Here is a 23,800-nt window from a genome sequence, read left to right as displayed (position 1 = left end):
GGAGTTATTTATACTCGACATTCAATGATGAGGTATGGACATTCGATCCGCGACACCCGACGACTTCGAGGCGATCAGAGCCGTCGCCCGCGAGACCTGGCACGATACCTACGACGAACTCGAGGCCGATATGATCGACCGAACCGTCGACAACTGGTACACCGACGACTCGATGCCGCTCGAGGCACCCGGCACGATCGTTCTCGTTGCCGAAGCCGACGGCGAACTCGTTGGCTTCACCCACGCAGTTGCCCAGGGTGACAAAGCCGACATCCTTCGGCTGTACGTCCACCCAGACCACCAGAACGAGGGGATCGGGTTGACCCTTCACGAGCGGCTGATGGAGGAACTCGAATCCTACGACGTCGATCGCGTCAGATCGTTCGACTTCGCGTTCAACGACGCCAGCCGCGCGTTCTACGAAGGACTCGGCTTCGAACAGACCGACGAGGGCGAAGTCGAGATCGACGGCGAGTACTACCCCGAAGCCGTCTACACGCACGACGTATCGTAGCCAACGAGATTACTCACCTGTCCGACCGGGCCGCTGATCTCGGCTGTCAGCCGACAGGGCAGTTGCCGTCACCTAACTGAGATGGTGTAACTCCTTTGCTGCTCGCTGTCGTAACCCACGGTATGGAGATACGACCAGCGAGCCACGACGACCGCGACCGGATCAGAGCCGTCGCCCGCGAGACCTGGCACGATACCTACGACGAACTCGATGCTGAGACAATCGACGAGACCATCGAGGAGTGGTACAGCGACGAGGCGCTCGAGACGGCGTTGACGAAACCCGGCACGGCCTTCCTCGTCGCGGAACAAGACGGTGAGATCGTCGGCTTCACCCACGGCGTTGTCAGCGAAAAAGAGGGAGACGTCCTGCGCATGTCCGTCCACCCGGCCCACCAGGGCGAGGGTATCGGTACCGCGCTGTACGAGCGGCTGCGCGAGGACTTGCGGGACTTCAACATGGAACGGATGCGCGCCATCGACCTCGCTTCGAACGAGGGCGGCCGGGAGTTTTACGAGACCCACGGCTTCGAGCCGACCGACGAGGACGACGTCGAAATCGGCGGCGAAAAGCGACGCGAGGTGGTCTACACGCTCGAGCTGTAACGGCAGCTGTCGAATCGACGGATGTCTGGCTCGGGTGGCGATTCCGACGGTGCGGCCATCGTTCGAACAGGACGACTCGAACAGCAGCTATGCCATCTGTAGTGTCCGTTCGTTATCCGCTGTAATGGTGTGGACCGCTGCTCGAGGAACCCCAGTCGGATTGGAGACGTCTATCGCCCGTTGGTAGTACCGCTCGCTACATACTGTAGTAGCCACTGAACGTCAATGTACGCCCGATCGCACGACTGCTGTGCGATCGGTGTGGAAATCGTTTCAGTTGTTACTATGAAACAGAAACGGCTGCTGGTCCGATTCGATACGCTGGTATCACAGTGCATAGAATCGAGTAACATTCACAGGTAGCGGTGCTACCATCGGTATCAAATCACGACCTTGCAAATGCACCGCACGGACGCAAGTGGGGCGACGGTGTGCAGGGCTGTAGCACGATGGGGACGAAAACGCCCAGCGAGGCCGATATCCTGCGGCCGATCGGATCGACATCGACAACGTACTTCCTCATGGTTGCCATTGCGGGACTGGCGTTTGTCGCCTTTCTCGTGGGGTGGGCCTACCAGCTTCAGCAGGGGCTGGTCGTCACGGCCCTCGGTGACTGGGGCAGCGGCGGCGGCGCCACCTGGGGCATCTACATCGGCGCGTTCATCTGGTGGGTCGGGATCGCCCACGGCGGGATCATCCTCTCGGCCGCCGTCCGCCTGCTGGGCATGGACCGGTACATGCCGGTCGCCCGGCTCGCCGAGTTGCTGACTCTTAGCGGGCTCTCCGCAGCGGGCTTTTACATTATCGTCCACCTCGGTCGGCCCGACCGGATGGTCACCAGCGTTATCGGTCACTACCACATCACGGTTCACGGCTCGCCGCTGGTGTGGGACGTGACCGTCATCACGGCCTACTTCGTATTGACGGCGACCTACCTCGGGCTCACGCTTCGATACGACGTGGCCCGACTGCGCGATCAGCTGCCCGATCGGCTCGATCCGATCTATCGGGTCATGACGATCGGCTACACGAAAAAAGAAGACGCGATCATCGAGCGCATGGTCTGGTGGGTCGCGCTCGCGATTATCATTATGGCACCGCTGTTGCTCCACGGTGGCGTTATTCCGTGGCTGTTCGCGGTGTTGCCGAACTATCCGACCTGGTTCGGCGGCGTGCAGGGGCCGCAGTTCCTCACGATCGCGCTCACGTCGGCGATCAGCGGCGTGATTATTCTCTCGTTCGCGTTTCGGCGCGCGTACGACTGGGATCACATCATCACTGACGACATCTTTCGCGGACTGTTGCTGTGGCTCGGGTTCTTCTGTCTCCTCTTCCTGTGGCTGCAACTCCAACAGAACATCACTGGCCTCTTCAAGGCCCCTATCGACCTGACTATCGCAGCCCTCGCCAGAGCCACCAACCCCATCTACCTCACGTCGATGTCGCTGGTCTTCCTGACGCTGTCGTACATCTTCGCCCAGGCGATTCGGCCGGCGCTATTTACCAGGCAGCGAGCCATTATCGCTGGCCTTGCCGTCCTCACCGCGACGATCCTCGAGAAAGTCCTGTTCGTCGTCGAGGGGTTCTTACATCCCACCTTCGACATCTACGAGGCCATCCCGGGCGTCTACGTGCCGGGGCTGATCGAGGTCCTGTCGATCCTCGGGACGATTGGCATGGTCAGTCTGTTCTTCCTCACCGTCGCCAAGATCTTCCCCGTGGTCGAACTCCACGCGATCGAACACCTGCGTGACGGCCACGAATCCATCAACGATCACGAGTAGCGGCGAGTCGTCCCCGTTTTCGCATTTTGTCGACCGGCTGTAAGCGGAATCAGTGTGTCCTCGACCCGCCGACACGGGTCACCAGCAGCTATTTACCTGATGATGCTAAACCTGCTTTTAGAGATGTCTAAAATTCGCTTCACCATCTATCAAACCACGAGTGAGGTGCCATGAACGAGTTGCTGGACGTGTTGCTCGCGTCGCTCCGAGACGGCTACGTGCAGGTGAGCGCGTTCGTCGCGGTGACGGTCCTTGCGTTCGGCTTCGTCCAGTATCGGACCGACGGCGCGCTCATCAGCGCGATCGAGGACAACGAGCGACTGCAGGTGCTCTTCGGTGGCCTACTGGGACTGACACCTGGCTGTGGCGGCGCGATCGTCGTCATGCCGCTGTACGTCCGTGGGACGGTCAGCTTCGGAACCGTCGTCGCGACGCTCGGTGCGACCGCCGGCGACTCGGCCTTCGTCATCCTCGCGCTCGCCCCCGAGGCCGCATTGTACGCCTATGCCATCGCCTTCGCGGCGTCCGTCGCGACCGGCTATCTCGTCGACTCCGTCGGCCTCGGTGTCTCACGGGTCGACGCCGCCGTCGCGCGACTGTCACCGGCCGCGCGGCCCGACGGCGGCACTGCCGTCAACGGCGGTGTCACGCCGAATCCAGCCCACGACTACTGCGGGCCAGCGCCTACCCACGCCCACGAGACGGGGCCGGATCGTCGCTCTCGAGTTCTCACACCACTCTCCCATCTCGCACACGTTGCGTGGTGGGGGGCCGCCATCGCCGGACTGGTCCTCGGGACGCTCTACCTGCTTCGGGGTGGCCCCGAGGTCGCACTCGAGGTCGGCGTCGGCTTCGACGGCCTCTTTACTGTCGTCGGCATCGCCGGTGCGGTACTGTCGCTGTATCTCTACCTGATCGGCCGCCACTACGTCGGCGAGGGCGAGATCGCACGGGCTCGAGACTCCTTTCGCTCGACCTACGATACGCTCACCCACGCCGCGATGGAAACCAGCTTCGTCACCGTCTGGGTACTCGTGGCCTTCCTCGTGTACGAGTACGCCGTGCTCCTGACGGGACTGAACGTCGCCACTTTCGCCGCGGCGGCGGGCGTGCTGGCCCCGCTCGGCGGTGCAGCCGTCGGGCTGATCCCGGGCTGTGGCCCCCAGATCCTGCTCGCCAGCGTCTACGCCGAGGGCGGACTGCCCTTTTCGGCGCTGACTGCCAACGCGATCGCTCAGGACGGTGACGCCCTGTTCCCGCTGCTTGCCGTCGACGCCAGGGCCGCGGTCGTCGCCACGATCTACAACTTCCTGCCCGCCGTCGTCGTCGGCGTCGCACTCGACCTGCTCTGGGGCCCCGTTTTCGGACTGGCAGAGTTCGGATTCGGCGTGCTGTGAGCGAGTAGGGGGTCCGACAGCTGTCGTCGCTGGTTGCTCTTTGCGGTCCGTTTCTCGAGCAGTTCGTCGCCCACCGATTCCACTGCACGTCTCTCCTCGGTATCGCTGAGTCACGTGTCTCTGAACCTGATTCGGCGTCCCATCTCCCCCTGCCCAATCACGTTTTCGGGTTCGTCGACAGGCTATCAGTCTTGTTCTATCCAACACAACACTCTCATACTACTCCACTCCACTATATTTTAATAGTTTGAATAGTTATTATAAATTAACGCATGCGTCGTACGACTATGATGGCCAACGGACAACGCACGCGATCAGTTCGTGTGGGAACCACCGGATTGCCCGCCAGTGGCACAGCCAGGGTGAGTTGGTGAGATGATGCGTCGCCTCTCACAGGTTTCAACGACCGTCCGAAAGCGGCTCCCCCCAGTTGCTCGACCGGTTGCCGTGGCGCTGCTTTTGATGCTGTCGGTCCTCGCTGTGGCCGTCGTGACAGGCGCCATCGAATCCGTGGTTCCCTCGAGCGGTCCCGGTGGTGGCTGGGAAACTACGTCGTGGCTCGCCCTGATTGGTACAATCGTCGTTCTTGCGATCGTCACGGTCGGCAGCTATCTGCTATACCGACGGTATGCGGACTCACTCGCCACTCAGTGGCAACAGCTGTCGAAATGGGCACAGGCACTCATCGCTGGTGCGGTCTGTGGAACACTCGTTGCAACCGGCCTCGGCGTCGCTACCGTCGCTGGGCTGGTTCCGCTGGCGTTCGTCCCGGTGGGGGTGCTGGTTGCGTGGCCCACCGCGACCGTCGTTACACGCCGCCAGCGCCGCACTCAAACTGCGGATGACTCGCCATCCGCGCTCGAGTCGGCACTGATCACGACCGGGTACGCACAGCTCAAACTCCTCCAGACACGCACGCTCGCTGGTATCGTGGGCCTCGTCGGGGCCGTCCTGGGAAGCATCGGCATTCGTCTGCTCCTCTCGTGGCTCCCATGGGCCGACGTGATGCTAACACCGCTTCAGACTGCCGTCCTCGCCGTGTTCCTGTGGCTGATTGGAACGGTCCTCGTCTACAACCGCTACGAGTCGACGATCACTAACCGGACCGCCCTCACGATCGTCGGGGTCTCGAGCCCCGAACGCCAGGGGGACCGCGAACTAACGATCAAAAACGCCGGAACCGACCCCGTCGACCTCGCACGGGCGAAGCTTCGGGACACCAACCGTGACCGCTATCAGTTCGATGTCGACGTCACACTTGGGCCCGGTGCGTGCTGTTCGTTCGGGGTTCCAGCGTCGTTTTTGCTCGAGCCAAACGACGCTGCAATGGCGCTTCCGCTCGGGTATACACTCAAACAGGGGAGTGAACACCCGACGATCTATACACGGGACGGCGAGCAGTTCGTCCTCCAGCAACGGACTGAACCACGTGATCATGAGCGCCTCCGTGACGCGACCCGACAGCCGGTCGCAGTGGGTGTCGAACCGACACGCCAAGAGTAGCACCGTCGCGATTTCACCCGTTGGAAGCACTCCTCCTTCTTATTGCAGGAATATATGATGGCACAAACTATTAAATAAACCAATTACAATATGTTAGTAAAAGAATGAACAGGGATGTCGAGAGCAGAGACAGCGGCGAAGCAGCCACCGCTGACCACGTGCTGGGACTGGATGGACTGTGATCGGGAATCGTGATCGCCTCGCGTGCACGTCGACAGTGCGGAACGTCAGCGTAACTCGCCAGTGGTCGACGACGGACAACTCGTCGATGGGTGTCGAGTCGAGCGGTCTGCCAACAGTCGCTTGTCTCCACACCAGCGTCACGACTATCGCGACGCTGACGCCCGACCGCTTGATCGGCGGCCTCGGTGTCCGTATCGCGCGGAAGCGGAGCCCGGTCGCGTTGTCGTTTCTCCCGGCCATTGCAGTTCGTCCTGACGAAACGCTGGACGACAAGTCGGCGGGTTCGATCGTGGCTCCGTCCCCGTTTGCACGGCCGGGAACGGACACCCGTGAGGGCTCGAGTTCGCCTTTCACTCCCTCCAGCCGGTTGGACCGTCCCGATCGGTCCAGCAGCGCTCGCCAGTCACCTGCCACCGATCCGATGCGTGCGACGCGCTCGACCACCAGTATAGCGAATACCTCGCGTGCGGGTCCACAGCAATCGCTCGAGCTGTCTGTCGCTGTTGGACACCACGGTATACACAGCGATCGCACGCGTGCCGTCGCAGGCGGTGAGGGTCGTCGAGACACGACCGTGCTCACACGGACTGCGAGCCGACAGGTTGCGTCCGATGAGAAACGGCCACGACGCGTGCGACGGTCTCGGACGATCGTGGGACGATCGGCAGTCACAGGGGACAGCACGGCCGGGCTGGGTGCGCTCACTGCGGATGGCAGTCGCCGTTCGAGCGTACCGTCCAACGTGGCTGCACCACGCTCGTCACAGGCGCCCGTCGCTCGAACAGTATCATCGGCGCACAGGACAGTCTCCTTGTCGGTCGTTCACTCTCCCTCGAGTCAGGTCGGCACCCGTTCCGATATCACGACCGAACTCGCAGTCCAGCAGACCGGACAGCAGGTCGGTGAGCTGATCCCGAACACGCGAGCCGAGTGGGCAGAGACACAGCATGTCGGTGCCGGCTCATACGACAGGGGACAGCGACGTCGCGCCGGGAGCGATTCGGCTGTTCAAATAGCGAACCGAGACGTACCTGCTCGCTTCCATGACGAGGGCGACGAGCGACGAGATCCTGTCTGGCATCGTTCGGTGCGTCATCGCGATCGAGTGGCGCTGCGCCAGTATCGTGACCGTTCACGACCGGGAGTCGAGACGGAGGGAGGGATCGATCACCCTCGTCGTGTGTCCCGATTACGACCGGCGTTCTCGTCCCATCGGTCTCCACGGATCACAGTTTGCGTCCACAGCAGTCACCGCTCGAGCGACCTCCTTCGACCGCGGGCCGCGAGGACCCACAGACCGAGTCGGCTCGCCTCGCCTCGGTCGCGTCTCACGGCACGCACGCGGCTGCTCGGCGTGATCGTGCGGTCTCCGAGCCGGTGGCTCGAGCGCCCGCCGATTTCACACCTCTCACGGCACAACAGCGACCGGTCGCTCAGTCGGTAGCTCCGGTGCGGTCGTCGGTCACTACTCTTGACCGACGTGAACCCAGCGGTCGGGTAGGGTTGCCGTCTGCCATACGTCGGGACAGCGATGCAGCAGGAGTTACTGCCGGCCAGCAGTCTCACCGTTTCCAGCATGCAACTGAAACTGGGATCGTTCGTCCGTCGGCAACTGCATCGCCGATCGCAGATCCGTCTCGTTCGTTCGGCGACCGACGGCTCCGCCACGGTCTCGGGATCGACACACGGCGTCCAACCGACGACATATGGCCTCCCCGACCCGACGTGGCGCAATCACGAGTCGACGAGAGCGCCCCATCGGATCGAGGTAACCTGCCTCGCGGCCCCCTGTCGCTGCAAGCAGCGAGCGACACTGCTGTCGGACCGACCGCCCGTAGACCGAGCACGGACGACACGGCTGACCGAGCCAGTGGCGGTTCGGGTCGGTCAGTTTGGGGCCAGTCACTGATCGCCGCTTCTATTCCGTCTCCGGTCAGCGTGGCTCGCGTCGATACCGATCGGCCGGACCGACACTGGCCGGCGGCTGTGAGAACGGCGTCGGACGACGCCGAACCACGACCGCCATCAAGCGGACGAGACGGATCACAGCCAGTGCAACGAGCAGCAACGAGGCCGAGGCGGTTCGACGCTCCGCGACCCGTCCGAACACTGCCGCGCCGCGGTTCGCGCCGCACGCTCACGGGTTCGTGCAGTTCGATGCGGTTGCGAGTGGCACGACCACCCGTTCAGTGGCCCGGCCAGTCACGCCGATTCCGACGCGAAATCGGGACCACCGACGACGCTGCCGGTGCTCCACGGGGAATCCGGAGACTATCACAGCGGGCTCCGTCCGTGAATACGTCTGCCAGCGCGTCTCGAGCACGACTCACAGCCGACCGGAGCCGGGACAGGACCGCTGGCAGTAACACGACGGACCCGGCGTCCGGGGCCCGTGAACCCGAAGAGCAAACAGCCCCCGCTCCTGGCAGTACGTTTGGCAAGCCGCCGGACCACCGCTACCAGCCGGACGCAAACGCACTCGACGTGCACCACCGGATAACAGTGCGCCGACCGGATACTGAAGATCGATTCCGGTCCCGCTTGCCCGACCGGACGACAGCACCGGTGTCTCCGGCGATCACATCGCCGGAGCCGACGGCCGGCACAGAACGAGCGGTCTCGAGGGACCGGCCAGCCGGTGTGAGACTGCACTCGAGCGCGCCGATGTCGTGGGACTCGTCCGCCTCGGGTCCGAGGGCCGAATCGAGCGGGCATGGTCGAACCGGGGTCGTGCCGACCCGAGACGGGCGGTCGCCCTCGCAGGGAACCTCCGTAGCGGCCCGGATACGGGCTTCGTCGTGGACACGGCGTACACAGAGCGGCGAAAGACGAGTCTCGTCGAACGACGTTCCATCCGGACTCGGCGCCGGAGCCTCTGGTAGGGTCGACTCCGATCTCGCCTCGACCGCGCCGCCGAGGAAGGGGCTGCGCTCGAGTGCTACTCTCTCGACCGTGGGAAGAACGCGAGGCGAGCACCGGATTCGCTGGACCGGTGGCGACGATTACAGTCACTCACTGTCAGTCGGAACGGCGTTACCGGTATCGTCGACGGGTCTCGCCGCCCTCTCAACTCGAGCCGCCGTTGGCCGCGCTCGAACTGCTCGTTCGAGACCGACCCTGACGAGTCCGCGACGACGTCGGTCATCGGTGGACCGCCGTCGTGTGCGTCCAGATCAGTCGACGACCGATCTGGACGGTCGCGAAGGACAGTCACGCGCCCCCTCGGTGTCCAGATCCGGTGGTCGAACCGCATCGAGCCGCCGCGTTCGGACGACCGGATTGACTTCGAGTTCGGCTCGGCGGACGACGCCGGCTTTCACAGCCGTGGTGTCGCAGCTGGATCGCGCCGGGACTGCTCTCTCGAGTGACCATGTCGCGGCCACCGCCGACGCAATCGACGGCCGTGTCAGTACCGATACGTCCGACTCGGCTACGACGTTCCCGTCCCAGCCGTTGGTCGCGAACACGGCTGCGGTCAGCGATCGGCGGCGTCGGCCTAGCCGCCGTCTGCGACGCCGGTCGTCGACGACGGGCATTGCGGTCGGTCGGTCGCTCGACGAGTCCGGCCACGATCGCGACCGTCCTGCGGCTCCGTCGCTTATCCTCCATCCTCGAGTTGCGGGGCCGGAAACGGCTGTAACTGCGCTCGTTTCGTCGGCACGAAAGCACCGGTCGGGAGCATACGCGAACGTAGAACATAAAACAATAATTAATAGTATTGAATCAAATTTGGAGAACGTGATGAAAAGCGGAATGCAACCGAACGCAGCAGCGGGACGCCCATCATTGACGTACCGAACTGCGTCAGGTGCGGCCACGCAAGCCGCCGACCGGGACAGTTCGCAGCAGTTGACCGACGACACGTCGGCTGCGACAGCCACGTCGACCAGAACTGCTGGTGGCCCCGTCTCACGGCAGTCCAGTCGAGAGCGACGGCAGCATCGAAACCGACGCGGATCGGAACTCGACGCGCCGACACGAGTCAGCGACGAGCGTGACCCACCGACCACCCCGTCCCGTTCAGATCCCGATCAGACCTCGGAACCGCCACATCGTGGCCCGGCAGGGACTCGGACCCACGAGCGACCGCGACCGGACGATCGGTACCACCCCTCGATCCAACGGCCGGATCGGCAGCCGGCGGATAGCGCCGGCTCCGCTCCTGACTCGACCCATCATCGCCGGCACCGCTTCGATGGCATCGACGTGCCATCGGGGACGGATCCGCGCTTCGACGCCGACGTCGACCGTGCCATCCAAGAGCTCTATCGGAAACTCGAGCGGAAAATCAGGATCGAGCGCGATCGGAGGGGACTGTAGATGAGCGCCCGGAGCGGCAAACTCGAAAAAGCCCAGCTCATGATCCTCAACGGGAAACAGAAGGGCGAAACGATCGAGTGTGCGTTCAACCCGAACGCCTACACGCTCGAGAAGAGCGTCAACTACGGCGATCTCAAAGCGACCGGCTCGGGGGCGTCGATCATGCAGTTCGTCGATGGCAATGCGGAGACGCTCTCGATGGAGTTGTTTTTCGACACGACCGACGAACTCGATTCGGACGGCTCGCCTGACACGAAGCAGGTGGACGTTCGCGAGCGATACACGAAGCACATCGATACGCTCCTGTCGGTCGACGGTGAGTTACACGCACCGCCGGTGTGTCGGTTCGTCTGGGGTGATGGCATCGATTTCACCGCGTTGCTCCAGCGGGCGAACAAGCAGTTCACGAAGTTCCTGCCGAGCGGCGTTCCCGTCCGCGCTCGCGTGAACGTCGTGTTCATGGAGTACAAGACGGCCGATTACCTCAAGTCGGAGGTGTCGCCGGAGTCGACTGACAAGACGAAGGTCTGGACGGTCACTGACGGGGATACCCTCTGGCTGATCGCTGCCGAAGAGTACGGCGATGCCGCCCACTGGCGGACCATCGCGGACCACAACGATATCGAGGACCCCCGCGCGCTCGAGACGGGTGAGACACTCGAGTTACCACCACTGTAGCGATGCAGACTGGAACGACTATTCAGCCACGCTACTCGCCGCGGTTCAGAGTCGATGTCGGCGACACGAGGTTTCAGGAGCCGGGCGGCCGGATCGCGGACCTCGTCGTCGAGACGACGCTTGACGGCGCGGATCGGTTTTCCTTCACCCTGAACTTCCCGTTCGACGAGGAACTCGGCGAGTTCAGTGGGCTGACATGGGACGAGTTCGCGGTCGGGACTGATGTCGAGATTGCGATGGGGTATGGCGGTGACGGGACGCTAACGCCGCTGTTGACCGGGTCGATCCGGTCGATCAACGCCGAGTTCACGACCGATCGAGGGCCGTCGGTTACGGTCTCCGGATACGGGCTGCTCTGGGAGCTCATGCAGGGAACGAGCTCTGACTCGTGGACCGAGACGACGATCGGAGCGGCCGTCGAGGACGTGCTATCGTCGTACCCGTTTTCGACGGTCGACGTCTCGGATGCGTCGATCAACCGCGAAACGCTGATCCAGAACGGACAAAGCGATTACCGGTTCATCCAACAACTGGCCGAGACCTACGGGTTCGAGTTCTACGCCGAACGGGACACCGTCCGATTTCGACCTCACTCGGCGAAAGCCCAGGGCGACGAGCCGGTCGCCGAACTGTGGTACGGCGAGGCACTCCACGATTTCTATGCGGAAATCACGCAACGAACGCAGGTCGATGCAGTCGAGGTTCGGAGTTGGGACGGCCAGAACAAATCGGAGATCGTCGCCACCGCCGGTAGCCCGAACGCAAATTACAAGGAAGTTTTCAGAGTCCAAGCCATGTCACGGAACGAAGCGGAGCGAGTCGCCGAAACGAAACTGAATCGATTCTCCGACGACGTCATCACCGGCCACGGTGAGACCGACGGCACGCCGGAACTCAGGGCCGGCACCGTCGTCCGGCTCGAGGAACTGGGCGAGCGCTTCTCGTCGGACTACTACGTAACCGAAGCGACCCACCGGATGGGGAGTGCTGGCTATCGAACGTCGTTCGAAGCAACGGAGGTGTCTTCGTGAGGCCTACCGGGTTCATCGACGGCGGTCACACGGACGACGGCGGTATTCGCGGCGTCGCCGTCGGGATCGTGACGGACAACGAGGACCCGAAAGACCTCGGTCGGGTGAAACTCCGGTTTCCGTGGCGCGACGCTGACGACGAGAGCCACTGGGCCCGGATCGCGACCGAGATGGCAGGCGACGAGTACGGCACCTACTTTCTGCCGGAGATCGACGATGAAGTGCTCGTCGCCTTTGAGAACGGCGACGTCCACAGGCCCTTCGTCATCGGTGCGCTGTGGAACGGCGCACAGAGTCCACCCCAGACGAACGCCGATGGAGAAAACGATGTTCGCGAGATCCGATCTCGCAGCGATCACGCGATCTCGTTCGACGACGCCGACGACGGCAGCATCACGATTCGGACGGCCGGCGGGAACGAGCTCGTGATCGACGACTCGGGATCCACAGAGACGATCACGATATCTGACGATGCAGCAGACAACAGCATTACCCTCGATTCGGAACGCGGCACGATCGCGATCGACGCGAAATCGGAACTCTCGCTGTCGGCATCGACGATTTCGCTCGATGGCGATTCGGTTACCATCTCCGGCACGAACGGCGTCAAACTCACACGGAACGGGCCGATCGACGTCGACAGCAAGGCGACGCTCTCGCTCTCCGGATCGATGATCGATGTTAACGGTTCTGGGATAGTAAAAATTAAAGGTAATCTAATTAGTTTGAATTAGATAAGGAAAAGATGAACCCTGCAGCGAGACTCGGCGACGGAACGGCACACGGGACGCCACTGACCGGGACTGCCAGTCCGAACGTCCTGATCGGGAAACGACCTGCGTGGCGAGCACTGGCGGACGTGCACACGTGTCCGCTCGTCACGGGGACCGTCCCCCACGTGGGCGGCACCGTCTCGAAGGGGAGTACCAGCGTGTTGATCAACGGGCTGCCCGCCGCGCGGATGGGCGACACCATCGTCGAGAACGGTCCGCCGAACACGATCACGAGCGGGTGTCAGACGGTCTTGATCGGCTGAGCCATGTCGGACGACTTTCTCGGAACGGGCTGGGCGTTTCCAGTTGAGACGGATGCTCGAGGCTCAGTTCGGACAGCCGACGCCGAGGACGACATTCGGGATGCGATCCGGCTCGTTCTCGGTACCGCCAAAGGCGAGCGGGTGATGCGACCCGAATTCGGCTGTGCGATTCACGACCATGTGTTTTCGACCGCGACGCCGGCAACGCTGAATCTCATCGAGAGCAGCGTTCGTGAGGCACTCGTCCAGTGGGAACCCAGGATCGACGTCGAGGCCGTCGACGCGCGAACGGACGACGCGGAGCCGAACGTAGTCCGCATCGAGATCGAGTACCGGGTGCGAACGACCAACAGTCTCTCGAATATGGTGTATCCGTTCTACATCACGGAGGGTGACGGATGAGCCGACAGCCAGTCATCGACGACAGGGATCGGGACGCGTTGGAGACCGAGCTTCGGGAACTCGCAGCCCAGTATACCGAGTCGTGGGACCCGACGACGGACGACAACGCAGCCGTTCTGTTGCGAATCTTCTCGCACCTCGGTGACGACGTGATCCGGCGATTGAACGACGTGCCAGCGAAACACCGGCTCGCGTTTCTCGACGCGCTCGGATTCGACAGGCGGCCGCCACAGGCGGCGCGGCTACCGTTGACGTTCGAGGTGTCGACTGATATCGATCGGAACGTCTCGATCCCCGGTGGGTCACAAGCAGTCGCAGAACCCAGCGACGGATCGACACAGCTCTTCGAGGTGCCACAGGATGGCGGGTTCGAGGCAACCGGGGCATCGCTGACGGACGTGATCGCGGTCGACCCGGCCGCCGATCGGATCGTCGACCACGGTGACATCCGCACGGCCGACGAGCCCGTCGAACTGTTTACTGGCGAGAACGTCCAGGAACACGTCCTCTACCTGGCCCACGACGACCTCCTCACGCTCGAGGCCGGCTCACCGATCACGATAACGGCTGAGACGACCGTCGACAGGGCCGTTCTCGAGACCGAACTCGTCTGGGAGTATTACGGCGAAGCCGACGACGGGACGGTAGACTGGCACCGACTCGAGCGGTGGACGGACGACGAGTCAACCGGCGACGAGATCGGACCCGATGCGCTTCGGGACCGGCTGCAGTCGGGAGTACCGTCGCAGTCGGACGACGGGCGAGTCGAACTTCGATTTCGGCTCCCCGGAGAGACGGTGGAACACACTGTCGACGACATCGAGAGTCGGTGGCTTCGCTGTCGCATCGCCGGCGACGTCTCTGCACCCGAGTCGTTCTCGATGTGTCTGACGTCGATTACGGCCAGCGTCGGTCACGACACGCGCGAGGAAGGGCTCGTTCCCGACGCCCTGTTGTCCAACGACGTCCCGCTCTCGACGAACGATGGAGGTGGTATCCGGCCGTTCGGACGAGTGCCACACCCACCGGCGACGTTCTACATCGCGTCCGAGGAGGCGTTTACCAAACGGGACGGCATTGTCGAGGTACGGCTCGAGCCACCCGTCGAGCCCGACGCGGACGGGATCGATCCCGACGCGGATACCGGCCTTCTCGAGGAAATCGACAGTGAAGTTAGCGGTGACGGCGAGAGTGAGTTCCCGACGCAAGGCGTCGGGATACTCGATGGACCACCTGAACTCTCCTGGGAGTACTGGACAGGAAGCGGGTGGAGTCGCCTGACCGTCCTCGAGGACGAGACGAACGCCTTGCGATCGGCCGGCTGCGTCCGCGTTTCGGTTCCTCCGGATATCGAGCCAGTAGCGGTCTCCGGCCACGAAAACGTCTGGATCCGCGCTCGGCTGGTGAGCGGGAACTACAGCCACCCCTTGGTTGGCGTCACCGATGCCGGCACGCGCAACTCGCTCGTCGAGTCGCCCACCCCGCCGCGTTTTGGCGATGTCTCGATCCACTACGACTGCGGTCGACAGCCGTTCGAGACGATCCGGACGAAGAACAACGCATCTCTCAGCGGTGTGCCAACAGGGGGGGACGGACCACTGACGCCGTTTACTGATCTGCCCGACGAGACGCAGACGCTGTATCTCGGCTTCGACGAGCCGCTTCGCGATGGACCGCTCTCGTTTTTCGTGTCGATGGCGGACGTCACGTATCCGCGTTCGTTCGATCCCGGAACCCGCTGGGAGTACTGTCCGAACCCCGACAAAAGCGAGTGGGAGAAGCTCACGACACAGGACCGGACCGGCGGCTTGACCGAACGTGGCATGGTCCGGCTGACGTTTCCCGAGCCGACGACTGCGTTCGAACTGTTCGGCCGGCAGCGCCACTGGATCCGGATTCGGATCACGCAAGACGAGTTCGACCGAAACGCGGGGTCCGACGCGAAACTGCGGTCGGCGCAACTGACTCCCGAGACCGATCGGTCACGCGACCGGACGACGGCCCCACCGATCCTCGAGGGGCTGTATCCGAACACGCAGTGGGCCTACAACACCCGTACGATCGAAGATGAAGTGGTGGGCTCGAGTGATGGGTCTCACGACCAGTCGTTTGCGTGTGCCCACACACCGGTTATCGATGTCGACGTGTGGGTCGACGAGTACGCGACGCTGTCGACCAGCGAGCGGCGTGATCTCCTCGCTGAGCGTCCGGCGGACGTTCGGCGCGTCACTGATGCGAGCGGTGACGTGACCGAATGGTGGGTCAAGTGGCAACAGGTTCCCGACGTGCTGGACTCAGCGCCGACGGATCGACACTACGTCGTCGACAGGATCGATGGAACCATCAGCTTCGGTGATGGAAACCGGGGACGGATCCCGCCGTCCGGACAGAACAATATCACGGTGACGTATACGACCGGTGGCGGCCGAGATGGAAACGTCGCGGCCGACACGATCACGGACCTCAAAAGCTCGATCTCGCTGGTCGAGGATGTCTCGAACCCACGGCCGGCCGACGGCGGTGCCGACGCCGAATCCAGTGACGCGCTCGTGACCCGCACGACGGCCCAGCTCAAACATCGCGGGCGAGCAGTCACCCCGTCGGACTACGAACAGCTCGCCACCGCGGCGTGTCGCGAGCTCGCGACCGTCACGTGCAATCCGGGTGGGACTCCTGACGACGGCGATGTCGTCCTGCTGATCGTCCCCCACGCGCAACGGGAGAAACCGGTGCCGTCGATGGAACTCGAGCAGCGGGTTCGCGATGTGGTACGGGAACGGGCACCCGCCTCGCTCGTCGAGTCCGAGACGTCTCGGATCGTCGTCCGCGGGCCGAGATACGCCGAGGTCTCGATTTCGGTTTCTGTGTCGACGGCTGACAGCGCGAGCGTGTCGCTGCTCAAAGAGGCCGTCGAACGGCGTCTCGACGAGTTCCTGCACCCGATCGAGGGAAATGGAGGCGACGGATGGTCGTTCGGTGAGCGGCCGTCGGCGGCTGCGCTGGCCGATCTCGTCGACGGAATCGACTCCGTTGCCGATGTGCTCGAACTGGATGCGACGATCGACATCGACGGTGGTGAGTCACTGACCCTGGTGCGTGAGACGGCGTCCCTTCCGGCGGACGCGCTCATCTGTAGCGGCGTTCACGAGGTGGCTGTCTCGATGGCTGGAGGGAAACAGCTGTGACCTACCAGCGCCGACGAACGCCGGAGCTGGGACCGAATCGCCCTCTCGAGTGCCGCGGGGGTGATCGACGTGGGCATTGACGTTCCGGACCTCGACGACAGAACCTACGAGGAGATACTGACCGAGGCCACGAAACTGATCCCGGCCTACGCCGAGGAGTGGACCGATCTCAATCCGCACGATCCCGGGATCGCGATCCTCGAGGTACTAGCCTGGCTGACGGAAACGTACATCTATCAGCTTGATCGCGTCACGGACGAGCACCGCGAGAAGTATCTCGCGTTGCTGGGCGAGCGTCGACGACCGCCGACGCCAGCCTCGACGCGGCTGCGGCTGGGTCTGCCGACCGATACTGCGTGGGCGCATGTTCCGGCCGGAACGCGGCTTTCGGCCACTGAGACCGACGACGCCGATGCCGACGCACGCTACTGGTTCGAAACCGATCATGCAGTCACGCTGACGTCGGCGACACTCGAGTGCGTGCTGACGAGAACTGACACCGGACGGACCGATAACACGCACGCAAACCGGACCGAGGGGATGTTCTACCGCGCGTTCGGCGACGACCCTGCTGTTGGGGACGCGTTCTATCTGGGATTCGACGCTGACCCGTTCGCCCACGCGCGAACACTGACGCTGACCGTCCGCTTTCACGACGCGGACCTTCCGGAGCCGGAAACACACGGATCGATCGAGCCGTCGTTTACTCCGTCCGTCGAACCGGTCTGGGAATACCGCGACGAAGCCGACGACGCGTGGCGGCCGCTCACGGTCGAAGCCGACGGGACGAACGCCTTCTATGGAAGTGGACAGCTCACGCTGGCGCTGCCCGACGACGGAGCGACGGCTGCCAGCGATACTGCCGGCTTCGGACTCCCGTCTGACGACCAGTCGTCAGCCCGGGCGTGGCTCCGATGTCGGCTCGAGACGGCCGGCTACGAGATTCCGCCACAGTTCGACGCCATCGAGCCGAACGTCGTCTCGGTTACCCACCAAGTGTCGGTGACTGACGAGGAACTGACGCAGGTCGGGCATCTCGAGGAAGCGCCGGCACTCGACGGCCAGACCTACGCCCTCGAGCGGTCGCCGGTGCGCTCCGCGACGGTGTTCGTCGACGGCTACCGGTGGGACGAGGTTCCAGACTTCGACGCCTCCGGTCCCGACGACCGGCATTTCGTCCTCGATCGGGAGGCGGGAACCGTGACCTTCGGCGACGGTATCACGGGTCGCGTCCCACCTGCCGATGCCACCGTCGTCGCCGACTACGTCGCCGGCGGCGGTGCGGCGGGGAACGTTCCAGCGACCGCCGTCTGGCACGTTTCCGATCCGACCGTCTCGATCGACGGACCGGCCGATGGCACTGACATCGATGTCGAACCACTGAAGGCGGCGACTGGCGGCGCTGCCGGGGAGTCGATCCATGACGCGCTCGATCGTGTCAGACGTGATCGACGGGTCCCGTATCGAGCGGTCACCGCCGACGACTACCGCTCGATCGCCGCGCGGACGCCCGGGCTCAGGATCGGCCGCACGAACGTCCTCGTCGAGGACGGCGAGATCACCGTTGTCGTCGTTCCCTTCGCACCGCCGGACGTGAGCCCACCGGACCCGAGCGAGGGGTTCCTGCATGCCGTCCGCCAACACGTCTCGGAGCGAAAACTGCTGAGCGATCGCGTGTGCGTCACCGGACCCCAGTACGTCGACCTCGAGATTTCCGTTACCGGCCGTGCCAGGGCTCGATACGCCGGCAATGGCCACGACGTCGCCGTTCGGACGGCAATCGAGGAGTATCTCCATCCGTTGACGGGTGATGGGGGTGACGGATGGCCCTTCGGCCAGACGTTACATCGCGCTGACCTGGTCGAGCGGCTCTCGGAACTCGACGTGATCGATCGGATCGACGAGGTCACGATCACCGCCCACGGCAATGCGACGGTCGACGACGGTGCCGTCCGTATCGACGACACCGCGCTGTTTGCCGTCGAAGAGGTGACGACGTCTCTTTCGATTCAGCCGGATACGGCCACTGGGGGTGACTAACGCGTGGACTTTTCGTACGCGACGACGAGAAGCACCGCCGACTGGCAGGCGTGGACCGGTCGGAACGTCGGCGTCCGTGACGGCGGGCTCGAACTGGCGACGACGACTGCCATCGAACGGTCTCCGATCGAAGACGACGCCGTCGACGTGGCGATCGACTCGAGCGGTTTCCTCTATACGCTTCGCTCGTCGGGGTCGCTCTCTCGTCACGATCCGGCGGCCGACCTCACCCACCGCCTGTGGGGGCGTGCCGACGCTGCCGTCGCTGCTCCCCGCGCACTCTGTGTCGAAGGCGACCGGATCTTCGTCGCGGACGGTTCCGACGGTTCCGTTACCGTCGTGTCAACTCGGCTCCAGCGGACGATCGGGACCATCGAGACGGATGCAACCGATCCGATCCGGATCGCACACGCCGAGGGGACCCTCTATCTGCTCGACGATGGCGGTCAGCTCCGAACCGTCGGACAAGCCACTGGAGCGACCGGAACCTGTTCCATGTCTCTCGTGGAGCCAGTCAATCTCGCCGTCGACACTGACGGCCGTGGATACGTCCTCGACCGCACTGACGGCGATCCGGTCATCCGCTCGTTTAGTGGCGCAGACGGCCACCACGACGACCGCGTCTCGATCCCCAACGACGCGTTCGTCGCGGCCGACGGTCCGTTCGTGCCGACCGCGCTGTCGCTGGCCGACGGCACGCTCTTGGTCGCCGGTCGTCTCGAGGATGGGAGTCGAGCATTATTCGAGCGTGACCCCGAGTCAGGTGCGTTTCACGAACGGTATCGGCTCGAGTGCCCGTGTCGCACGCTCGTCGCTCGATCTCTCGACTCCGACGGCCGGATGGCGTTCTATGCAGGGGCCGGTCCGAACGGTCACAGCCGTTTGCTCCGTGAGCGACGCCGATATGCACGGCATCCACGGCGAGAACGCTCCATCGGCGTCGCCTTCCATCGGTACGACGCCGGTACGGACGGAACCGAGTGGCACCGACTCGCACTCGACCTCTCCGGGTCGACCGCGAGTACGCAGGTCCAACTTCGCTACGTCGCGACGGATCGTCCTGCACTCTGTGAGACTGCTGTCGACGGGCTCGAGGCGGTTCCGGCCGTTGCCGCCGACGCGCTGTGTGCCCTGCAGATCACGTCCGTGTGGGACCTCGCCACCAGCGACGTCCCCCGACTCGCGTCGGCCCTGTCCGACTACAACCGGGCGGACGTCCAGGCATGGCAGACTGCAGCGATCGACACGCTTGCGGCACACGCCGACGGCGACTGGACGACCGTCGATTCGGTGCCCCCGGACGACGTCCTGTTGCGCGATGCCGTCGGCCGATACCTGTACGTCGCGCTCGAACTCGATGGCAGCCCACAGTCGTCGCCGCGCGTCGACGCCGTCACGGCCTACTGCCCGCGCCAGTCGTATCTCCGCTATCTCCCGGAACTGTATCAGGAAGACGACCGCTCGGCTGCGTTCTTGACGCGATATCTCTCCGTGTTCGAGTCCGTTTTCACCGATATCGAGGCGGAGATCGACCGGATCAGCCGCTACTTCGACCCCGATGCCGTTCCGAGTGCTGCCCTCTCGTGGCTCGAGCAGTGGCTTGCACTCGAGCGCGACGACGAGTGGCCCGAAGACGCCCGCCGAGAACTGCTCTCCCGCGCTCCGGAGCTGTACAAACGGCGTGGCACGAAAGCGGGTCTACGAGCGATGCTCGAGCTCTATCTTCGTTACGCCGCGTCCTCGAGTGTCGACGGTTCGGCATCATCGACGGTGACGGCCGACGGTGGCGGCACCGGCAACGAAATGCCCGCGAGCCATCGACTGTTCGTTCTTACTACTGGCGATCTCGACTGTCTCGACCGTGAGGTTCGCCGCCAGTATCCCCTTCCTGCGGGACCACGGTCGTTCAGCGTATTCTGTGGCCCGTTCGAAACCGACGATGAGCGAGCCATGGTCGAGTCGATCGTTGCGTCGGGGATGCCGGCCCACGTCGGCGCGGACGTCGTCGAACTCGACGACGGACTCCGTCTCGCCGGTGATACCTTTCTGGGGCTCAACAGCCGACTAACGACGCGGGAATTCTCGCTCGGGGAAACGACGCTTGGCGAGAATACGGTCCTCGTCGATCGGTCGGGGCCGACATATCGTCCCAACTGACCTGCTCGTTCGATCCCGTTCCGTTTTTGCTCGCTGACAAGGAATACCTACACTATCCTCGGGCCCGTCAATCCGAGTAATGGTCGTTGGAGACGTTACCACTGGCACAGACGTACTGGTCATCGGTGCAGGCCCCGCCGGCTACGTGGCCGCGATCCGCGCCGGACAACTCGACTTAGACGTCACGCTCGTCGAGAAAGACGCCTACGGCGGAACCTGCCTGAACTACGGCTGTATCCCCTCGAAGGCGCTGATTACTGCTACCGACATCGCCCACGAAGCCGCCACCGCCGAGGAGATGGGCATCCATGCCGACCCCGCGATCGATCTCGCCGGCATGGTCGAGTGGAAAGACGGCGTTGTCGAGCAACTCACGAGCGGCGTCGAGAAACTCTGCAAAGCTAACCAGGTGACCTTACTCGAGGGGACCGCCCGCTTCGTCGACGACCACACCGCCCGCGTTTCCCACAGCGGTGAAGGACAAGGGTCGGAAACGCTCGAGTTCGAACACGCGATCGTCGCGACCGGTTCGCGTCCGATCCAGATTCCGAACTTCGAGTACGCTGACGAGCCGGTCTTGAACTCGAGACAGGCCCTCGAACTCGACTCGGTCCCCGACTCGCTGGTCGTCGTCGGGGCCGGCTATATCGGGATGGAACTGGCCGGCGTCTTCGCCAAGTTAGGGACCGACGTGACCGTCATCGAAATGCTCGAGTCGATTCTTCCCGGGTACGACGACGATCTCAAACGCCCAGTCAAAAAGCGGGCGACCGATCTGGGGATCGATTTCGAATTCGGTTACACCGCTTCGGAGTGGCACGACCGCGATGGAGACGGAATACGAGTCGTCGCCGAGCCGGCCGATCAGGCCGCCACGGATGGTGGTTCGGAACAGGCTGCGGGCGAACGCCTCACGCTCGATACCGACCACGTGCTGGTGGCCGTCGGTCGCCAGCCGGTTTCGGACACGCTCGCCATCGAAGACGCCGGTGTCGAGACGAACGATCGCGGTTTCATCGAAACTGATGCGCGCGGGCGAACGTCCGTCGATCACATTTTCGCCGCCGGCGATGTCGCCGGCGATCCGATGCTCGCACACAAAGGGAGTGCAGAGGGTAAAGTCGCCGCCGAGGTTATCGCCGGCGAGCCTGCAGCCCTCGATCACCAGGCGATCCCAGCTGTCGTCTTTACCGACCCTGAAATCGCCACTGTGGGTATGACCGAAACCGAGGCTGCGGAAGCCGGCTTCGAGACCGTGACTGGTACGTTTCCGTTCCGCGCCAGTGGCCGTGCACTGACGACCGGTGACTCGGACGGGTTCGTCAAAATCGTCGCCGACGAGGCGGACGGCTACGTCCTGGGCGCGTCGATCGTCGGCCCCGAGGCGTCGGAACTGATCGCCGAACTCGGGCTCGCGGTCGAACTCGGTGCGACCCTCGAGGACGTCGCCGCGACGGTCCACGCCCATCCGACGCTCTCGGAGTCGGTGATGGAAGCAGCCGAAAACGCGCTCGGACACGCGATCCACACGCTGAATCGGTGACCAACTGGCGCGTCGTTACTGGACGTACAGCGAATACGCGATCACCACGAACCCGGCCAACACGAGCAGGCTCTCGAGCAGAATTCCCGTCACGAGGTGCACGCCGAGCAACTCGTATAACATCCCGGCAAGGACGAACCCGAGCGTCACGAGGCCGAATCCGGCCATGAGATAGCCGAGTGCTCGTTGTCTGGTTCGCCGGTACGCCTTGAACGCAAAATACGTGATCACGCTGCCGACGATGAGCAGGAGCGTCTTGACGACCGCGAGTGCGAGTGTCATCTCTACCGGCCCGGCAGGAAGCGGATTCATGTTTCTTTTCGCACCTCCGACCACAGGTCCGCGAGCCGCTCGTCTGCCGTCCGTGCCGGCCGCTCGATCTGAACCGACAGCGACTGATCATCGTCCAACCCGAGCGAAATTTCGTCGAACGCGATCGAGTACTTGCTCGCGTGGTGGCCATCCTGTCGAATTTCGGTCGACTCCTCGAGCAGTGTCGCCTCGGTCAACAGCTCTAGCTTCCGGTACAGCGTCGATTGTGGGATCTCACATCGCTTCGTTAACTCTGACGCCGTCATAGGTTCCTCGAGCTTTTGAATAATCTCCCGGCAATCGGGATCGTCCAGCGCAGCGCAAATCTCCGCTGCGGACGGTGTCGACTCCGAAGCGAACGGGTCCCGGACCATTCGTCTCCCCCTTACAACGCGTGTGGTTTATCGGCATCGATGCGTCCCCATTCGTCGGCCCTCGACGCGACACCTTCTTGCGCGTGCGCACTCGAGTACGACCACGCGGGTATCATCCGGCCCGACCGTCCCTACGAGGGTGGGATGACCGGCCGACCTCCGCCCGCGTGACAGTTTCACTGTGAGATGGCTCGAGCCGCCGAGCGACGGGTCTACCCATACTCTCTCTGGTGTGACACTCTTGTGAATGATCATGACATGGTACCGGGTTTCGATACTGGTCTCGTCCGACGGCCTTATATATACACCCGGCACTCGGTATGAATGCGAACGACGTGGCCCACGCCACGTTCCCTCCGGCCGGTTCCCGGCACGGAGGTAGGATTGCACCCCCACTCACGGGACGTCGCCGATTCACGTCGGCAGTCGTCCCCCTGTATTGGACTCACCGGCTGTGTCACGATCGGTTTCCGATCGTGACGATCCGGTGTCCTTATATATGACTGGGCGTTCAGTTACGATCGCACACACCCACGCCGGCTGCGATTTCCGGCGTGGGGGCGATCCGACGCCCTTATATGTCCCAGGGTGGTTGGGTGTAAACGCGAAGAACGCGTGATCGACGGGCCGTTCAACTCGGTCCGTCATCTCGTCTCGGACGGTTCGGGTCCGAAGGGGTTATGTACCCCTGATGGCCTACGAATACGTCCGAAGGAAATGAGGATTCCACCCCTGC

General features: G+C 63.4%; 17 protein-coding genes. 15 read left to right on the top strand and 2 right to left on the bottom strand.

The features are described from left to right. Positions 1–34 precede the first annotated feature (34 nt). The 15 genes from ACFR99_RS16185 (at position 35) to lpdA (ending at position 22,378) form a co-directional block, all read left to right on the top strand. Positions 35–514 carry a GNAT family N-acetyltransferase gene (locus tag ACFR99_RS16185; RefSeq protein WP_390289413.1) on the top strand — a complete coding sequence of 160 codons (480 nt, stop codon included), beginning with the start codon at positions 35–37 and terminating at the stop codon, positions 512–514. A 122-nt stretch (positions 515–636) separates the two neighbouring features. Next, positions 637–1,119: a GNAT family N-acetyltransferase gene (locus tag ACFR99_RS16180; protein WP_390289410.1), complete on the top strand. Its 483-nt coding sequence runs from the start codon at positions 637–639 to the stop codon at positions 1,117–1,119. Between the two features lie 449 nt (positions 1,120–1,568). Continuing rightward, positions 1,569–2,903: an NrfD/PsrC family molybdoenzyme membrane anchor subunit gene (gene nrfD / locus ACFR99_RS16175; protein WP_390289407.1), complete on the top strand. Its 1,335-nt coding sequence runs from the start codon at positions 1,569–1,571 to the stop codon at positions 2,901–2,903. Positions 2,904–3,073: 170 nt separating this feature from the next. Beyond that, the gene (locus tag ACFR99_RS16170) at positions 3,074–4,300 is read left to right on the top strand and encodes a putative manganese transporter (protein ID WP_390289405.1); all 1,227 of its coding nucleotides are present in this window, start codon (positions 3,074–3,076) and stop codon (positions 4,298–4,300) included. Positions 4,301–4,675: 375 nt separating this feature from the next. Then, positions 4,676–5,803 (top strand): hypothetical protein, encoded by a 1,128-nt coding sequence (locus ACFR99_RS16165; RefSeq protein ID WP_390289402.1) that lies wholly within the window; start codon positions 4,676–4,678, stop codon positions 5,801–5,803. A 3,969-nt stretch (positions 5,804–9,772) separates the two neighbouring features. Next, entirely contained in the window at positions 9,773–10,306 is a 534-nt protein-coding gene (locus ACFR99_RS16160; protein WP_390289399.1) for a hypothetical protein, read from the top strand. Continuing rightward, positions 10,307–10,984 carry a CIS tube protein gene (locus ACFR99_RS16155; protein WP_390289396.1) on the top strand — a complete coding sequence of 226 codons (678 nt, stop codon included), beginning with the start codon at positions 10,307–10,309 and terminating at the stop codon, positions 10,982–10,984. Between the two features lie 2 nt (positions 10,985–10,986). Beyond that, positions 10,987–12,015 carry a phage late control D family protein gene (locus tag ACFR99_RS16150; protein WP_390289394.1) on the top strand — a complete coding sequence of 343 codons (1,029 nt, stop codon included), beginning with the start codon at positions 10,987–10,989 and terminating at the stop codon, positions 12,013–12,015. Then, positions 12,012–12,749, top strand: a complete 738-nt coding sequence (locus ACFR99_RS16145) for a phage baseplate assembly protein V (RefSeq protein WP_390289392.1) — start codon at positions 12,012–12,014, stop codon at positions 12,747–12,749. The genes ACFR99_RS16150 and ACFR99_RS16145 overlap by 4 nt, the downstream gene beginning before the upstream one ends. Before the next feature lie 11 nt (positions 12,750–12,760). Further along, positions 12,761–13,051 (top strand): PAAR domain-containing protein, encoded by a 291-nt coding sequence (locus ACFR99_RS16140; RefSeq protein ID WP_390289390.1) that lies wholly within the window; start codon positions 12,761–12,763, stop codon positions 13,049–13,051. A gap of 3 nt (positions 13,052–13,054) precedes the next feature. Continuing rightward, a complete protein-coding gene (locus ACFR99_RS16135) occupies positions 13,055–13,453 on the top strand; it encodes a GPW/gp25 family protein (protein WP_390289388.1) in 399 nt (132 codons plus the stop codon). Then, a complete protein-coding gene (locus ACFR99_RS16130) occupies positions 13,450–16,638 on the top strand; it encodes a putative baseplate assembly protein (protein ID WP_390289386.1) in 3,189 nt (1,062 codons plus the stop codon). Before ACFR99_RS16135 ends, ACFR99_RS16130 begins: the two co-directional genes overlap by 4 nt. A gap of 69 nt (positions 16,639–16,707) precedes the next feature. After that, the gene (locus ACFR99_RS16125) at positions 16,708–18,678 is read left to right on the top strand and encodes a putative baseplate assembly protein (protein ID WP_390289384.1); all 1,971 of its coding nucleotides are present in this window, start codon (positions 16,708–16,710) and stop codon (positions 18,676–18,678) included. A gap of 3 nt (positions 18,679–18,681) precedes the next feature. Beyond that, positions 18,682–20,835 (top strand): phage tail protein, encoded by a 2,154-nt coding sequence (locus tag ACFR99_RS16120; RefSeq protein WP_390289382.1) that lies wholly within the window; start codon positions 18,682–18,684, stop codon positions 20,833–20,835. Positions 20,836–20,914: 79 nt separating this feature from the next. Next, the gene (gene lpdA / locus ACFR99_RS16115) at positions 20,915–22,378 is read left to right on the top strand and encodes a dihydrolipoyl dehydrogenase (protein WP_390289379.1); all 1,464 of its coding nucleotides are present in this window, start codon (positions 20,915–20,917) and stop codon (positions 22,376–22,378) included. A 15-nt stretch (positions 22,379–22,393) separates the two neighbouring features. Here the strand turns inward: lpdA and ACFR99_RS16110 are convergent, their stop codons facing one another. Both ACFR99_RS16110 and ACFR99_RS16105 read right to left on the bottom strand, forming a co-directional pair. Next, a complete protein-coding gene (locus tag ACFR99_RS16110; RefSeq protein WP_390289376.1) occupies positions 22,394–22,690 on the bottom strand; it encodes a DUF7521 family protein in 297 nt (98 codons plus the stop codon). Beyond that, positions 22,687–23,064, bottom strand: coding sequence for a winged helix-turn-helix domain-containing protein (locus ACFR99_RS16105; RefSeq protein WP_138783113.1), 378 nt, complete (start codon positions 23,062–23,064; stop codon positions 22,687–22,689). Before ACFR99_RS16105 ends, ACFR99_RS16110 begins: the two co-directional genes overlap by 4 nt. Between the last annotated feature and the right edge of the window lie 736 nt (positions 23,065–23,800).

It is taken from the genome of Haloarchaeobius amylolyticus (assembly GCF_042678045.1).
Lineage (GTDB): Archaea > Halobacteriota > Halobacteria > Halobacteriales > Natrialbaceae > Natrinema > Natrinema amylolyticus_A.
Note: the sequence above shows the minus strand (reverse complement) of the source record. Positions and strands in the feature narration are given on the sequence as shown.

Bases quoted from the DNA above. Each gene is read 5' to 3' on its own strand.
- ACFR99_RS16130 (WP_390289386.1), top strand. From the start codon at position 13,450: ATGAGCCGACAGCCAGTCATCGACGACAGGGATCGGGACGCGTTGGAG.
- ACFR99_RS16140 (WP_390289390.1), top strand. From the start codon at position 12,761: ATGAACCCTGCAGCGAGACTCGGCGACGGAACGGCACACGGGACGCCA.
- ACFR99_RS16180 (WP_390289410.1), top strand. From the start codon at position 637: ATGGAGATACGACCAGCGAGCCACGACGACCGCGACCGGATCAGAGCC.
- ACFR99_RS16185 (WP_390289413.1), top strand. From the start codon at position 35: ATGGACATTCGATCCGCGACACCCGACGACTTCGAGGCGATCAGAGCC.
- ACFR99_RS16165 (WP_390289402.1), top strand. From the start codon at position 4,676: ATGATGCGTCGCCTCTCACAGGTTTCAACGACCGTCCGAAAGCGGCTC.
- ACFR99_RS16155 (WP_390289396.1), top strand. From the start codon at position 10,307: ATGAGCGCCCGGAGCGGCAAACTCGAAAAAGCCCAGCTCATGATCCTC.
- nrfD (WP_390289407.1), top strand. From the start codon at position 1,569: ATGGGGACGAAAACGCCCAGCGAGGCCGATATCCTGCGGCCGATCGGA.
- ACFR99_RS16110 (WP_390289376.1), bottom strand. From the start codon at position 22,690: ATGAATCCGCTTCCTGCCGGGCCGGTAGAGATGACACTCGCACTCGCG.
- ACFR99_RS16170 (WP_390289405.1), top strand. From the start codon at position 3,074: ATGAACGAGTTGCTGGACGTGTTGCTCGCGTCGCTCCGAGACGGCTAC.
- lpdA (WP_390289379.1), top strand. From the start codon at position 20,915: ATGGTCGTTGGAGACGTTACCACTGGCACAGACGTACTGGTCATCGGT.
- ACFR99_RS16135 (WP_390289388.1), top strand. From the start codon at position 13,055: ATGTCGGACGACTTTCTCGGAACGGGCTGGGCGTTTCCAGTTGAGACG.
- ACFR99_RS16105 (WP_138783113.1), bottom strand. From the start codon at position 23,064: ATGGTCCGGGACCCGTTCGCTTCGGAGTCGACACCGTCCGCAGCGGAG.
- ACFR99_RS16150 (WP_390289394.1), top strand. From the start codon at position 10,987: ATGCAGACTGGAACGACTATTCAGCCACGCTACTCGCCGCGGTTCAGA.